Source organism: Vibrio sp. Scap24 (assembly GCF_013394185.1).
GTDB classification, from domain to species: domain Bacteria; phylum Pseudomonadota; class Gammaproteobacteria; order Enterobacterales; family Vibrionaceae; genus Vibrio; species Vibrio pomeroyi.
This window is the reverse complement of the sequence record NZ_CP041332.1, coordinates 2,690,696-2,704,115: the sequence shown is the minus strand read 5'-3', so window position 1 is coordinate 2,704,115 and position 13,420 is coordinate 2,690,696. Positions and strand designations below refer to the sequence as shown.

At 44.7% G+C, this 13,420-nt stretch carries 16 protein-coding genes; 4 read left to right on the top strand and 12 right to left on the bottom strand.

The annotated features are described in order from the left end of the window. Nucleotides 1–10 precede the first annotated feature (10 nt). The 10 genes from FLM53_RS12080 to FLM53_RS12035 all read right to left on the bottom strand — a co-directional run bounded on the left by FLM53_RS12080 (nucleotide 11) and on the right by FLM53_RS12035 (nucleotide 8,810). The gene (locus FLM53_RS12080) at nucleotides 11–1,102 is read right to left on the bottom strand and encodes a flagellar basal body P-ring protein FlgI (protein WP_008218243.1); all 1,092 of its coding nucleotides are present in this window, start codon (nucleotides 1,100–1,102) and stop codon (nucleotides 11–13) included. A gap of 93 nt (nucleotides 1,103–1,195) precedes the next feature. Next, nucleotides 1,196–1,972: a flagellar basal body L-ring protein FlgH gene (gene flgH / locus FLM53_RS12075; RefSeq protein ID WP_176681819.1), complete on the bottom strand. Its 777-nt coding sequence runs from the start codon at nucleotides 1,970–1,972 to the stop codon at nucleotides 1,196–1,198. Nucleotides 1,973–2,061: 89 nt separating this feature from the next. After that, a complete protein-coding gene (gene flgG / locus FLM53_RS12070) occupies nucleotides 2,062–2,850 on the bottom strand; it encodes a flagellar basal-body rod protein FlgG (protein ID WP_004739713.1) in 789 nt (262 codons plus the stop codon). A 21-nt stretch (nucleotides 2,851–2,871) separates the two neighbouring features. Beyond that, the gene (gene flgF, locus FLM53_RS12065) at nucleotides 2,872–3,621 is read right to left on the bottom strand and encodes a flagellar basal-body rod protein FlgF (protein WP_017056855.1); all 750 of its coding nucleotides are present in this window, start codon (nucleotides 3,619–3,621) and stop codon (nucleotides 2,872–2,874) included. 269 nt (nucleotides 3,622–3,890) lie between these two features. Continuing rightward, complete coding sequence (gene flgE / locus FLM53_RS12060; protein ID WP_176681820.1) at nucleotides 3,891–5,195, bottom strand: flagellar hook protein FlgE; 1,305 nt, start codon at nucleotides 5,193–5,195, stop codon at nucleotides 3,891–3,893. A gap of 49 nt (nucleotides 5,196–5,244) precedes the next feature. Further along, nucleotides 5,245–5,958, bottom strand: coding sequence for a flagellar hook assembly protein FlgD (gene flgD / locus FLM53_RS12055; RefSeq protein ID WP_010439286.1), 714 nt, complete (start codon nucleotides 5,956–5,958; stop codon nucleotides 5,245–5,247). 17 nt (nucleotides 5,959–5,975) lie between these two features. Continuing rightward, nucleotides 5,976–6,389 carry a flagellar basal body rod protein FlgC gene (gene flgC, locus FLM53_RS12050; protein ID WP_017631739.1) on the bottom strand — a complete coding sequence of 138 codons (414 nt, stop codon included), beginning with the start codon at nucleotides 6,387–6,389 and terminating at the stop codon, nucleotides 5,976–5,978. A gap of 4 nt (nucleotides 6,390–6,393) precedes the next feature. Beyond that, a complete protein-coding gene (gene flgB / locus FLM53_RS12045; RefSeq protein WP_004736175.1) occupies nucleotides 6,394–6,789 on the bottom strand; it encodes a flagellar basal body rod protein FlgB in 396 nt (131 codons plus the stop codon). A gap of 255 nt (nucleotides 6,790–7,044) precedes the next feature. Then, nucleotides 7,045–7,872: a protein-glutamate O-methyltransferase gene (locus FLM53_RS12040; RefSeq protein ID WP_017631740.1), complete on the bottom strand. Its 828-nt coding sequence runs from the start codon at nucleotides 7,870–7,872 to the stop codon at nucleotides 7,045–7,047. Between the two features lie 11 nt (nucleotides 7,873–7,883). Beyond that, nucleotides 7,884–8,810 (bottom strand): chemotaxis protein CheV, encoded by a 927-nt coding sequence (locus tag FLM53_RS12035; protein ID WP_017631741.1) that lies wholly within the window; start codon nucleotides 8,808–8,810, stop codon nucleotides 7,884–7,886. A gap of 77 nt (nucleotides 8,811–8,887) precedes the next feature. Here FLM53_RS12035 and flgA point away from each other — a divergent pair, with 77 nt between their 5' ends. The 3 genes from flgA (at nucleotide 8,888) to FLM53_RS12020 (ending at nucleotide 10,618) form a co-directional block, all read left to right on the top strand. Continuing rightward, nucleotides 8,888–9,634 (top strand): flagellar basal body P-ring formation chaperone FlgA, encoded by a 747-nt coding sequence (gene flgA, locus FLM53_RS12030; protein ID WP_176681821.1) that lies wholly within the window; start codon nucleotides 8,888–8,890, stop codon nucleotides 9,632–9,634. A gap of 178 nt (nucleotides 9,635–9,812) precedes the next feature. After that, the gene (gene flgM, locus FLM53_RS12025) at nucleotides 9,813–10,130 is read left to right on the top strand and encodes a flagellar biosynthesis anti-sigma factor FlgM (protein ID WP_017631743.1); all 318 of its coding nucleotides are present in this window, start codon (nucleotides 9,813–9,815) and stop codon (nucleotides 10,128–10,130) included. A gap of 62 nt (nucleotides 10,131–10,192) precedes the next feature. Then, nucleotides 10,193–10,618 carry a flagella synthesis protein FlgN gene (locus tag FLM53_RS12020; RefSeq protein ID WP_016784737.1) on the top strand — a complete coding sequence of 142 codons (426 nt, stop codon included), beginning with the start codon at nucleotides 10,193–10,195 and terminating at the stop codon, nucleotides 10,616–10,618. Between the two features lie 294 nt (nucleotides 10,619–10,912). Here the strand turns inward: FLM53_RS12020 and flgP are convergent, their stop codons facing one another. Beyond that, nucleotides 10,913–11,344 carry a flagellar assembly lipoprotein FlgP gene (flgP, locus tag FLM53_RS12015; RefSeq protein WP_016791311.1) on the bottom strand — a complete coding sequence of 144 codons (432 nt, stop codon included), beginning with the start codon at nucleotides 11,342–11,344 and terminating at the stop codon, nucleotides 10,913–10,915. Between the two features lie 9 nt (nucleotides 11,345–11,353). Next, entirely contained in the window at nucleotides 11,354–11,989 is a 636-nt protein-coding gene (locus FLM53_RS12010) for a FlgO family outer membrane protein (protein WP_016791310.1), read from the bottom strand. Between the two features lie 192 nt (nucleotides 11,990–12,181). Here FLM53_RS12010 and FLM53_RS12005 point away from each other — a divergent pair, with 192 nt between their 5' ends. Next, the gene (locus FLM53_RS12005; RefSeq protein ID WP_176681822.1) at nucleotides 12,182–13,315 is read left to right on the top strand and encodes a flagellar assembly protein FlgT; all 1,134 of its coding nucleotides are present in this window, start codon (nucleotides 12,182–12,184) and stop codon (nucleotides 13,313–13,315) included. Nucleotides 13,316–13,420 lie beyond the last annotated feature (105 nt).

Below are 13,420 nucleotides of genomic sequence, written 5' to 3'. Positions count from 1 at the left end.
GCTTTATTCCTTAGATAATGATCAATTGGCCTTCAATCGCACCCGCTTGTTTCAGTGCTTGAAGGATTGCCATTAAATCAGAAGGCGCTGCGCCTACTTCGTTGACTGCGCGAACCAAATCATCCAGCGTTAAGCCCGGTTCAAACTTGAACATCTTGCCATCAGCTTCAGTGACTTCGATATCTGAATCAGGAACGACTACCGTTTGACCACCTGAAAATGCATTCGGTTGGCTTACGTTTAGGTTTTCTTTGATAGCAACCGTCATACCACCGTGCGTTACCGCTGCCGCTTTTAGGCGAACGTGCTTACCAACCACAATCGTACCAGTACGAGAGTTTACGATGATTTTTGCAGAACCTTCTGCAGGGTCGAACTCGATGTTTTCGATAGCCGATAAGAACGCCACACGTTGGCTGATTTCACGCGGTGCACGAACTTTTACTGAAGTTGCGTCTACCGCTGAAGCCATTTGTGGGCCTAGGAAATTATTAACCGCATCAGCCATACGCTGAGCCGTTGTGAAATCGGATTGGATTAGGTTGAAGGTGATGTAGTCACCACGGCCGAATGGCGTTGGGATCTCTTGTTCAACCGTTGCACCGCTAGAGATGATGCCAACGTTAGGGTTGTTACCGACAATCTTAGAACCGTCATTACCCTGCGCGCTAAAGCCACTGACCACCAAGTTACCTTGCGCTACGGCATACACTTGGCCATCAAGACCTTTTAGGAAGGTTTGTAGCAGCGTGCCACCACGTAGGCTTTTTGCCGAACCGATAGAAGATACGGTTACGTCAACTTCCTGACCTTGCTTAGAGAAGGCTGGCAGTTCAGCAGTCACAATAACGGCCGCTACGTTTTTGGTTTTTGGCTTAGTGCCGGGCGGCAATTGAATGCCAAAATTTTGCAGCATTGCGTTAAATGTTTGATCGGTAAAGGGAGTTGTCTCACCAGTACCCGGCAAGCCTGTGACCAAACCATAACCAACAAGTTGGTTACTACGAACACCCGCCACTTTTGCCACGTCTTTAATACGCGCAGCATGAGCACTGGTGGCAAGAAATAGCATGCCGAATAGTACGAGTGTCAGTTTTTTCATTGAGTAACCTGTCTGTATTGCTTTAATTTATAATGAGTTAGCTTGAAATTAGATAATTACGAGAGAGTCAGTAAGCCGACACCCTCTCAAGCTCTACAGAGATACATTAAAGAATCGTGCCAAGAATCCAGGCTCTTGCATATCTTTTTGCACGCCAGTGCCTGAGTACTGAATTCGTGCGTTAGAAACACGGTTTGAAGCGATGGTGTTTTCGAAGTCAATATCATCAGGGCGAATAGTGCCGCTCAGGCGGATGTACTCATCACCCGTGTTCAGTGTCATCCACTTTTCGCCACGAACCACTAGGTTGCCATTAGCTAATACTTCGATAACTTCAACGGTAATGTAGCCGCTGATGCTGTTACTTTGGTTGGCTGACGCATCACCTGCAAAGGTATTGGTATTGCTCAGGTCATAAGAGAAGTTGTACTTGTCGATCGTCAGCTCTTGCCCGCCCACAGCCAGAGGTTCCATAGAGGCATCGTTCGACTTAGACATGTCAGCGTTAGCTTTTTTGGTCGCTCGAGTGTTCTCATCCAGCGCCACGGTAATGATGTCACCAATACCACGCGGTTTTGAATCATCGTACATGCTGCCAATATGGTTAATATTAAACAGAGAGCCTGTTGCCGCTGCGTAATGCTCTGGTTTTTCTTTTGGATTTATTGGCGCCCATGCTGGGTCACCAGCGATAGGATCGGTTCTGCCACGAAGCGTGTCGATAATGCCTGAGCTTTCTTCCGCCGACTTATCGCCTTCTACCGCATCAACCACTGTGGTCGCATTCTCTTGCGCTGGCGTTTCAATTGGCTCCAATACAGAACAGCCAGTCATAGACAAAAACAGGGCTAAACAAAAAATACGTTTCATGGCGATATACTCTCAACAAGTCGTTGTAAATAGTAGACAGTGGCAAACACGTCGATTAATGCGAAACAAGTAAGCGGCAAATAAACCAATTACAGCTGCTGGTTAACAAAGCTCATCATCTTGTCGACCGACGAGATAACTTTCGAGTTCATCTCGTAAACACGTTGAGCTTCGATCATATTCACTAGCTCTTCGGTTACGTTTACGTTCGATGTTTCTAGCATCGACTGGCGGATGTTACCTAGGCCATCAAAACCCGGAACACCTTCTTGTGGGTCACCACTTGCACCTGTCGGCAAGTAAAGGTTTTGACCGACTGGTTCTAAACCGCCTGGGTTTACGAAGTCTGTAATTGTGATTTGACCAACTACGACGTTGTTTTGCTCACCACGAAGACGAACCGATACTTCACCATCGTTACCTACTGTCACCGAGATCGCATCTTCTGGGATAACGATTTCAGGTTGTAGCGGGTAGCCTTGACCCGATGTTACGATTGCACCATCACCGTTCAGTGTGAACTGACCATTACGGCTGTAACCTGTTTCACCGTCTGGCATCTCAACTTGGAAGAAGCCGTCGCCTTCAATCATCATATCTAGGCTGTTCGACGTTGTTTGTGCGTTACCGTGAGTGTGAACCTTTTGAGTTGCTACTACCTTAGAACCAGCACCCAACATCAAACCACTTGGCAGCTCAGTGTTCTGAGACGATTGACCACCCGGTTGGTTGATATTCTGATAGAACAGGTCTTCAAATACCGCGCGGCTCTTTTTAAAACCAATGGTCGAGGCGTTGGCAAGGTTGTTCGAAATCGTTGAGATATTGGTTTGTTGGGCGTCTAAACCTGTTTTACTTACCCATAATGCTGGATGCATAGCAATTTCCTTTAAATTCTATTAGCTCATACGAAGCAGTGAATCAGACGACTTGTCCATTTCCTCTGCTGTGCTCATCATCTTGACCTGCATTTCAAACTGACGTTGTAAGTCAATTAAGCTGGTCATTTCACCTACGGCATTTACGTTACTGCCTTCGATAGCACCTTTTAGCAACGTTACCGCTGCATCTGCTTCGTATGCCTGATCTGGGTTTTTCGAACGGAATAGACCATTCGTATCTTTAAACAAACTTTGGTTGTCTGGACGTACAAGCTTAATACGATCAACCACGGCCAATTCTTCCGCTGGAGCGCCTTGAGGAATGACAGAGATCGTACCGTCTGTACCAATTTCTACTTTACTGATTGGGATAGGCAACGTGATTGGTGCGTCGTTTTCGCCTAGCACTAAGTGACCACTTGCGTTGGTTAGTAAACCGTTTTGGTCAACTCTTAGGTTGCCGTTACGTGTTAAACCTTCACGACCAGTGTTGTCCATCACTGAAATCCAACCATCACCTTGAATAGTCACGTCTAGATCTCGGCCAGTAGTAACCACACTACCCTGAGCGAAATTATGACCTGGGCGCTCTGTCATGCTGAAAACACGAGTAGGCATGCCTTCACCATACGCTTGCATTGAACGTGCTTGTGCTAAATCAGCACGGAAACCCGTTGTACTTACGTTGGCAAGGTTATTTGCACGTAGCTGCAAAGCTTGCATATTTTGCTTAGCGCCACTCATGGCAAGAAACAGTGCGCGATCCATAATTTTGCTCCAAAAATCATCTTCTGGGGCTAATAAAGCAAACACTGTGCCAATATTTTTAACTGTTATTTATCAATAATTTAAATAGAAAACAAACAAGAAAGGTGATCATCAAAGGATCATTCAGGAAGAATTGTTGCCAGTGGCATTACCGTGCGGCAATAGGGGCGGCAAATAAAAGGACAAACAGCCATATTAAATTCACCAACAATACCCAATTCAATAACATTGAATTGGGTATTCGCAGATGATTCAAACGCTTTAAACGATTAACGAATCTGAAGAATATTCTGTTGTAGCTGGTTGTGTACTTCTAGAGAACGCGAGTTCGCTTGGAAGTTACGTTGAGCAGAAATCAAATCAACCAGTTCTTGAGTCATATCGATGTTCGACTGCTCTAGAGAGCCGTTGTTGATGCTACCAAATGAACCTTTATTCGATTCACCCCAGATTTTGTCACCTGAGTCATTAGTAGAATCCCATTGAGTGCCGCCTTTCTTATCTAGACCTTGCTCATTTGGTACACGAACCAAGCCTACACGGCCAAGCATCACGTTTTCACCGTTTGAGTAAGTACCTAGAACACTGCCGTACTCATCGAAATCGATTTTGGTTAAGAAACCTGTTGTCGCGCCATCTTCATCAAACTTAGTCAATTCAAACGGAGCAGCAAACTGAGTTGAAGAATCTAGACCAAACTTAAGCACTTGTGTTGGATCCGCACCGTTCAAGTCAATTGGGTTCGCGCCAGCACCTAGTGGTTCCGAGTTAATCGGCTGACCATTGTTCAGGCTCGCTAACGTACCGTCATTGTTGAACTTCATTGTGTGACCAACATGGCCTTGTGCATTTGTCGCATCACCACCAGTAATGTTGATTGGCTTTTCGCCATTCTCATCTGACATGGTGTAGTACGTTTGCCAAGTGTTTGGTTGAGTCTGATCTTTGAGGTAGTAAGTCGTCAACTTGTAAGACTGACCCATAGAATCGTATACCGTCGAAGACGTTGCACGGTTATAAGTATCAGCATCTTGGTAGTTAAATGCAGCTGGGTCTTTAAGATCACCGTTTGCAGGCAGGTTAACCCCTACTTCAATGTTTTCTGTCTGTTTTGGCTTACCAAACTCAGCAGGAATGTCGAGAGGCTTTGGTGCGTAAGAAAGAACTTCACCCGAGTTAGGATCAACATCGTAACCTAAAAGAAACTCATCGTTAGCTGTAACCATGTAGTTATCTTTGTTTAGGTGAAATGCACCATTACGCGTTAGTTCATTAATCTCTGGCACCATGCGATCTTTCGATACTGCAAAGAAACCTGTACCACTGACACGTAGGTCCATTGGGTTGTTTGTATAAATACTCGAACCTTCGTGGAACTGCTGCGCTACTTGGCTAGCTTGCGCACCACCACCAGCAGTTGTTTTTGCGTTAGTGAACAACGAGCTTGAGTAAACATCACCGAACTCAGCACGAGACTCTTTAAAGCCAAATGTGTTTGCGTTCGCAATGTTGTTACTGGTTGTATTCAGGTCTAATTGTGCAGCGGATAGGCCGCTTAAAGCTACATATGACATTCCAATATTCTCCTAATCTATCTAGCTAGCATAGTCACTCAATAAAGAGCTACGCTTTACCAACTTCTAGTACTTCAGCAAGTCGTACTGGCGATGTGAAACCAGCCAGATTGAGTAGTACGTTGCCATCACCCTTACCAAGAAGCACACTGTTCACGTTCGCATAACTGGAAACTTGGAACTCTGTGTTCTCGCCATCCAGCAAACCCGACGCTTTCACGTTGTATTTACCGGCCGGCAATGGGTTACCGTCTTCGTCTTTTCCGTCCCATTCAACACGTGTGTCACCCGAAGGTTTAGAGCCGATATCAAATGTGCGAACTAATTGGCCAACTTCGTTCTCAACACGGACCATTACATTGTCCATTGCCTGAGGAAGCTTAACCATTGCCGCCATACCGCCATCACCGGGTTTCACACCTGCCGCACCAGGAACCAATACATCACGGCCAACCAAAGAGGAGGCCTGCAGTGCTTGGTTAGAGGTCATTGATGAATTCAAGCTTTCAAACTGTGTATTCATTTTGCCAATGCCATCTACGGTCGCAAATGAAGCCATTTGCGCAATCATCTGGTCATTGCTAACCGGCTTGAAAGGGTCTTGCTGTGCTAATTGCTTAGTCAACAAAGATAAGAAATCTTCTTGTTTAAGATCCTGCTTACCTGTTGTTTCGTCGGGCTTCTTAGCGCCATCTTGAAGACTCTTCAGCTGGTCAACATAGGACAAGCCGCTTTGACCAACATTGTTGTTGATTCCAGCCATGTGCTACCTCCTTATCCTTATTGACCCATCTGCAGCGTACGCAGCAGCATTTGTTTACTCGAGTCAGCAACCTGTACGTTCGTTTGGTACGCACGTGATGCCGAAATCATGTTTGCCATCTCTTCCATAACGTTTACGTTCGGCTTGTAGATGTAGCCTTCGTTATTCGCTAATGGGTGATCTGGGTTGTACTCCGCGCTTAGCGGCTTATCGCTTTCAACAATACCTAATACTTTCACAGGCACAGTGTGGTCACTGTTGCGTGCTCGATTTAACTCAGCGCCGAACACTGCGTGGCGAGCTTTGTAAGTTTCTTCAGCAGAACTACTTACACTGTCCGCGTTCGCAAGGTTGCTCGAGGTCGTATTTAGACGAACAGATTCAGCACTCATCGCAGAACCAGTCACATTGAATACATTAAATAAGCTCATCTAATTATTCCCCTTTAATCGCTTTAGTTAAATTCTTGAACTTACTTCCTAGGAAGTCGAGAGAGGCTTGATGCCTAATTTGGTTTTGCATGAAAAGGTTTCTTTCCAAATCCAAATCAACCGTGTTGCCATCTCCTGTATCAGGTTGTGTAGGAATTCGATACTTCGTTTCCCCGTTCACCGTTGTTGAGGCAGAAATGTGCCGACCATCTGTGCGGCTAAGACCAATGCTTGCCCCAGAACTTGCCGCTTGCAGCGATTTCTTAAAGTCTAATCCCTTTGCCTTATACCCAGGCGTGTTTGCTTGCGCGATATTGGTGGAAAGCACCTCAGCGTTACGCTCACGTACACCAACTGTGTGTTGGTGAATGCCTAAAGCATTGTCAAAAGAAATAGCCATGTAAACCTCAACTCAAGAACTGACTGTTATGAAATAACCAAAGCAATATATATACCAACTTTTAAAAAAAAGTGGTCTATCAATACTTTTACAGGTTACTCGTGGGTAAACTTGCAATATACAAGCCAAAAAATAGAGTAAATTGGAATGTCACTCTGACTTAAAGATATAGGTTAAGCAGGAAAAAGAAAACCCAGCACTTGGCTGGGTTTTGAAATTAGACAGTAACGTCGCACCTGATTGTGGTGCCAACCATTACTTTAATTTGTAGATGATGCCTGGATTACAGCGAACCATTTCAAAACGATCCGTTAAGCCTGTTAGTGATTCCGACGCACCCAATAACAAGTAACCACCAGGATTGAGGCTATTTGCCATCTGGTTAAGTACCTTTGACTTCATATCAGGTGAGAAGTAAATCAGCACGTTACGACAGAAAATGATGTCGAACTTGCCTAACAGTGCATAGCTGTCCATCAAGTTTTGAGGACGGAAGTTCACCATGCGCTTCACGTTGTCTTTCACTTTCATTCGACCATCGCCCGCATCTTCAAAGAAGGTACGACGACGCTCTGGAGAAAGTCCGCGCCCCAATGCAAGGTTATCGTACGCGCCCGTGCGGCACATATCCAACATACTTGCTGAGATGTCAGTTGCGGTAATCGATACATTTGGCAGCATACCCGGCTTACGAGCTTGAGTCTCAAGCACCGTCATTGCCATTGAGTATGGTTCTTGGCCTGAAGAGCTTGCCGCAGACCAAATCTTAATAGGACGTTTATTTGCCGCTATTTCCGGTAGAAGTTTATCCGCAAGCACAGCAAACGGGTAAGTATCTCGGAACCAAAGTGTCTCGTTCGTCGTCATAGCATCCACTGCTGCCACTCTCAACTCACGGTTTCGACCTGTCACTACATCTCTTAGCAAATCAGATAACGACGCTACATTGAACTTCGTTACTAATGGGCTTAGACGGCTGCGCACTAAGTACTGTTTGCTGTCACCTAATACAATGCCACATTGAGATTCTAAGAAACGGCTGAAATCGCGATACTCTTGATCACTTATTGTTATAGCAGTCATTAATGTCTCTTTTAGTTAGTTAACGCAGCTTTAACCGCTGCACCAAGCTCATCAGGGTTGAATTTCGCGATGAAGGAGTTAGCCCCTACGCGCTCAACCATGGCTTGGTTAAATACACCACTCAATGATGAGTGTAAAATTACGTATAAATCTTTCAATTCTGCGTGACGACGAATCTCAGCAGTCAGCGTGTATCCATCCATTTCTGGCATTTCGATATCTGAAATCACCAATGAAATCTGGTCGTAAATACTGCCCTCGGCTGACATCTGCATCAACTTCTCGTAGGCTTCTTTACCATCTTTCACTGAGATAACTTCAAAACCAATCGACTCGATAGCACGTTGAACCTGCTTACGAGCAACCGTCGAATCATCAGCAATCAAGATACGGCGAACCAATTCTTTCTCTTGTTCTACTTCTGCGATCTCTTCAGCAATTTTGCTGTCCATTGTTTCATCAACAGGTGAAATCTCAGCAAGAATCTTTTCAACATCTAGAATTTCGACTAATTCATTATCGATGTTGGTTACCGCTGTTAGGTAGTTGGCTTTACCTGCGCCATCTGGCGGCGGAAGAATCGATTCCCAGTGCATGTTAATAATGCGCTCAACTGAACTTACCAAGAAACCTTGAATGGTTCGGTTAAACTCAGAGATAACCACAAAACACTTTTCAACATCCGTTGTAGGGCGGCCACCAATCGCTAAGCTCAAATCAATCACAGAGATCGTTTGGCCACGAATGTGTGCGACACCTTTAACCAGTGGGTTCAAGTTTGGCATCTTCGTCAGCTTAGGGCATTGAAGCACTTCTTTTACTTTAAAAACATTAATGCCGTAACGCTGACGCCCCATTAGGCGAAAGGTTAGTAATTCTAATCGGTTTTGACCGACGAGTTGCGTACGCTGATTCACCGAATCAAGAATACCCGTCATGAGCTCATCTCCATATCAAACTTTTTTGTATAAAAAGTGTTAGTCTACTGCAGGCTACGAACCACCAGAGAAACGGAATGACGTATTATAAAACAAATTTGCCACCTCTTTCCATAGCAATGTGTAGAGCTACTTTTAAAACTGTCGCTAAGTTTATCGGCATTTTATCAATATTGTTTAGTTTTTTTGTGCAAGCTGCGACCCCAGAACAAATTGAGATAATTCAGTCTGCGGCGGAGCAACACATCCTTGATACCGTTGAACAGCCACGAGGCGGCGAACTCTTTGTTAATTCAGCAAATGTTGACTCAAGAATCAAAGCAACAGACTGCCCAATCCCTCTCGAGACAAGTGCCTCAACCACCACCAATACCCGCAGCAGTATTACGGTTTTAGTGCAATGTGTTCCTGATGAGTGGCGAGTTTATGTACCGGTACGCCTTTCGATGTCAGTACCGCTTGTGACGACAACCAGAGCACTCGCGAGAGGCGAAATTGTTGGTCAATACGATGTGACCACCGCGATGATTTCTCTTAACAAGTTTCGTCGTCAAGGTTTCACCGCTCCAGAGCAAGTCGTCGGTGCAAAGGTTAAAAAGAACCTAAGACCGGGAGATGTTGTTGAAAGAGGCGATATCTGTGTCGTATGCCGAAACGAGAAGGTTATCATACAGGCAGTAAAAGGTGGCATGACCATTACCACCAAGGGCACTGCACTTACCGATGGCTCAATGGGCGATCAAGTAAGAGTGAAAAATGATAAATCACAGCGTATAATTGAAGGAATTGTTACCAGCATGTCTGAAGTCACGGTTTACTTTTAACTCTTTACTTCTAAATTGACGGTATCGTTAGCGATTTTGCTCTCAACTCTAATGCTGAAAATCACAGCAGCAGTGTTTGGTCTCTTTTCGACTATTGAGCTAAAAATTGCTAAAGTATTCGAACCCTTGGTCGATATTGACTGTACAGGTTCCCATTTTTGAAGAAAAAGGCTTAACTATGGCAGGCATTGATAATATTCGTTCAGGGCAAACCCTAACGACCACCAACCGATCAGCAGTACGCTCTGATTCTAGTTCTGAGGCATCACGTTCTGATGTGTCAACTAAATCACCAGCAAGCAAAGATGCGGTTTCTCTAAGCCAACAAGGCAAAGCGATTGGTCAACTCCATCAAGACATGGCAGCACAGCCAAGCTTTGATTCTGTAAAAGTAGCAGCGATCAAAGAAGCAATTGCGAACGGTTCATACACGGTTGATCCAGAAAAACTGGCTGACAACATGATCAAGTTCGAAAACGAATTAAAAGGTCTTTAAGCACTACCCCTTAGATTAAGTGGTTAACTTAAAGCACACGAGGTTATTGATAGGTTTACGTTATGGCGGCACTAGCAGACTTAGTTAATTTTCAACTTCAAAATGCCAAAGCCTTATCTGAATTATTAAGTTCAGAGAAAACCGCGATCACGAGCCGACAATCCAATGATATTGAGCGAATCGCCAAAGAAAAAGTAGTTCTTGTCGAACAGCTAAGATCAACCGATCAACGCATCGCTGCCCATACCAATATCTCAGAGCTGACCGAGAATCCTGAACTCGCTCAGTTAGTCGCAACCATCAAGTCCATAGTGCATGATTGCCATCAAGCGAACCTGGTTAATGGCGAAGCCTTGAATCGAGCACACCTTAGCTTCAAAAAACTCAGCAATATGATGCAGCAAAGCCACGGAAAAATTGGCATGACCTACAATGCCGGTGGTCAAACGCATACTATTTCCACGCTGGGAACCAACGTAAAAGCTTAGTTAAGGTTAACTCTTCCTCTTCAGTAATCCCCCTTATTAACCGTCTATCTGTATCTGTATCTGTATCTGTATCTGTATCTGTATCTGTATCTCAGACTATTCCCGCCGTTATCCTTTATCAAAATTTCTAATCAGCCTTTGAACGCCCTGACAAAATCGATAAACAAAAAAGCGGCAAGTATTTTCATACTTGCCGCTTTTACATTCATGTTAGTTATTGGTTGCCGATACGCCATCTGGAAAGCGAGTGACAGCCAATATCTTTGAATAGAATATTCGATTCAAAGACCAAAACTAGAATAGTGTTTGTTGTCTCTTTTCAGGTACTGCCTGAACTTCGCCATAGTTACGTAATTGATCCATCTTGCGGATATCCAATTGGAGCTCGGTCACGTAGCTATCACCCACAGGGTAACTGCGCACGACCTCAGCACCACGGATAACACCATCAACCGCACCTGACGTACGCTCTGTACCAAGGCGTTGATCTTCAAGTTCTGCACGGCCGCTTACTCGCATGCCGTAAACCTGTTCAGCCAACTCACGATAAGCATCGATCTTAGAGGCTCTCATCGCACGGATACGTCTCTCTTCGTCATTACGACCTTTCTGTTCACTGATACTCGCGTAGCCAACAGCCACTAAGAAATCATCAGGTCTCATACTCTGCAATGGCTGACAGCCAACAAGCAATAAAGCAGCAACAACAAACATTAACTTCTTCATCTCGAACTCCTAAGGGCGAAGAATAACAGTATAAGGCTGGCTGATCGTAGGGTCAGAACGAATGATCACGCCATCTTGAGTTCGAATACTGTTCAGAGTATCGAGGTCACGACCAATACGGTCAGCAGGCAAGAAGCCTTGTGCAGAAGCCACCACAATACGTGTTTGCATGCCAACCACACGAGCATTCACTAGAACACCGCCTTCTTGGCGAAGCATAGTGCCTGTCAGCACGTATTGAACGTCTTGCTCTTGAGCTAAGTCTTTCCAATCACGGCTTAACGCAAAGTCACCTTGGTGAGTCACTTGGATAGAACCCGTCGTTTTAAAATCAACAACCTTGAAGCCGCGACGCTGAAACTGATGAATGAAACCTTCTGATACTGAGTTACCGAGCCAGTTTGTTGTGTCCATGTGTTGCAGGTCAACAAACGAGGTAATCGCAATCGGCGTTCTTGCTGAAATACTCGTATTCGACACGATCAAATCTTCGGTCATACTTTCAACGAAAAAATCCATGGTATGACGAGGGCTGTCCATCAACATAAACTGACTGCCTGAATACTCAGACTTGCCGTTGTAGATTGGCGAATAAGCGCATGAGGTCAATAACATGACACTCACTACTACGAGCCATTTTTTCATTCTCTTATCTCCAGATAGTTTTAGTGCTACCTGTTCCAATATGTTCTCACCATTATTCTTTTCAATGGATTACAATGTTGGAACAGTCTTTGCTTTTCATTAATGGTTCAGATTAAGAAAAACGCACTTAAGTCAGCTTCAAGCTTATAGTTATTTGTTAAGCAATATTTATACCCAACTGGTAACGAATAGATGAAAAAAATAATTTCTTACTTATTTTCAATAAGTTCACTGATAACCATAAGCTTCAGTGCTCATGCCTCTTGGTATGAAGTTACCGGTACCGCAGCGATCGTATCGACAGAAGAAAGCGCAAGGGTCCACGCTCTGGAAGACGCGGTTTACAAGGCAGTTCAGTTCTCAGGCGCTGATATTGGTAGTATCTCCAACCTCACGCCCTATCTAGATTCGAGCAAGAAAGAGTTCCAGTTTACCAACCACGAAGTACGCTACATCTTGGTTGATAAAGAGAGAACACGCGGTGGCAATTTAATGATCACCGCAAGGATCGATATCTACCCTTCGGCAAATGCTTGCCATGAAAGCCAATATAAGAAGACATTTTTGGTCGGCAATATTGATGTGGCATCGCCTCAACAAGCCGTGATGGGAAGAATCTATAACATCGGCGATGATTTCAGCCATGTGGTTGACAGACAGCTAGCGCAAGAGTCTCGCAGTTTTGTATCTGTTGGCACAACCAACTATGACATCGACAAGCGTCGACCTGAAGTGATCAAGATGATCGCTCAAGACACAGGTGCGCAGTACATCATTGGTGGCGACATTACCGACTTAACGGCGACCATCGAATCTAAGCTTTTGAAAGACGATGTTATCAACCGTCAGTTCGCGCTCGAGATGCAAGTGTTTGACGGAAAAACAGGTCATCAAGTTTACAATCGTAGCTATCGTGAAGTGGCAAAATGGCCATTTGCTAAGACCAGTGAAGTCGATACACGCAGCGCGCGCTTCTGGGCATCCACTTATGGCAGCATGATGCTTCGCGTCAGCCGTAATATCATGCTGGACTTGGAATCAGAAGTATCGTGTAAGATCACCCTGCCAGAGGTTGCGGCAGTCTACGGCAATACAGTGACCATTGATTTGGGCCGAATGCATGGTGTTCAACAAGGTGACAAGCTTCAGTTGTGGCACACAGGTTCGTTTATCGACCAACGCGGTTTGCCACGCAACAAGGTTTCTCAAAGCGATATCACCCTAACGGTTTCTCGCGTTTATGAAAACGAAGCGGAACTGACGATTGATCAACCAAGCCTTGCGGGAAGCATTCAAATTGGTGATGTGATGCAGAAAATCATGTAGTTAGCGACACGCTCGTCTCAGAGTTTCTAATAAAGCCTTAGCACTTTTGTTAAGGCTTTATTTTTTTCATGATGATTAGTTTCGGTTTTAACGTATTTGTCGTAA

Excerpts from the sequence above, each read along its gene's own strand:
- FLM53_RS12080 (WP_008218243.1), bottom strand. The coding sequence starts at position 1,102 with ATGAAAAAACTGACACTCGTACTATTCGGCATGCTATTTCTTGCCACC.
- flgH (WP_176681819.1), bottom strand. The coding sequence starts at position 1,972 with ATGAAACGTATTTTTTGTTTAGCCCTGTTTTTGTCTATGACTGGCTGT.
- flgG (WP_004739713.1), bottom strand. The coding sequence starts at position 2,850 with ATGCATCCAGCATTATGGGTAAGTAAAACAGGTTTAGACGCCCAACAA.
- flgF (WP_017056855.1), bottom strand. The coding sequence starts at position 3,621 with ATGGATCGCGCACTGTTTCTTGCCATGAGTGGCGCTAAGCAAAATATG.
- flgE (WP_176681820.1), bottom strand. The coding sequence starts at position 5,195 with ATGTCATATGTAGCTTTAAGCGGCCTATCCGCTGCACAATTAGACCTG.
- flgD (WP_010439286.1), bottom strand. The coding sequence starts at position 5,958 with ATGGCTGGAATCAACAACAATGTTGGTCAAAGCGGCTTGTCCTATGTT.
- flgC (WP_017631739.1), bottom strand. The coding sequence starts at position 6,389 with ATGAGCTTATTTAATGTATTCAATGTGACTGGTTCTGCGATGAGTGCT.
- flgB (WP_004736175.1), bottom strand. The coding sequence starts at position 6,789 with ATGGCTATTTCTTTTGACAATGCTTTAGGCATTCACCAACACACAGTT.
- FLM53_RS12040 (WP_017631740.1), bottom strand. The coding sequence starts at position 7,872 with ATGACTGCTATAACAATAAGTGATCAAGAGTATCGCGATTTCAGCCGT.
- FLM53_RS12035 (WP_017631741.1), bottom strand. The coding sequence starts at position 8,810 with ATGACGGGTATTCTTGATTCGGTGAATCAGCGTACGCAACTCGTCGGT.
- flgA (WP_176681821.1), top strand. The coding sequence starts at position 8,888 with ATGACGTATTATAAAACAAATTTGCCACCTCTTTCCATAGCAATGTGT.
- flgM (WP_017631743.1), top strand. The coding sequence starts at position 9,813 with ATGGCAGGCATTGATAATATTCGTTCAGGGCAAACCCTAACGACCACC.
- FLM53_RS12020 (WP_016784737.1), top strand. The coding sequence starts at position 10,193 with ATGGCGGCACTAGCAGACTTAGTTAATTTTCAACTTCAAAATGCCAAA.
- flgP (WP_016791311.1), bottom strand. The coding sequence starts at position 11,344 with ATGAAGAAGTTAATGTTTGTTGTTGCTGCTTTATTGCTTGTTGGCTGT.
- FLM53_RS12010 (WP_016791310.1), bottom strand. The coding sequence starts at position 11,989 with ATGAAAAAATGGCTCGTAGTAGTGAGTGTCATGTTATTGACCTCATGC.
- FLM53_RS12005 (WP_176681822.1), top strand. The coding sequence starts at position 12,182 with ATGAAAAAAATAATTTCTTACTTATTTTCAATAAGTTCACTGATAACC.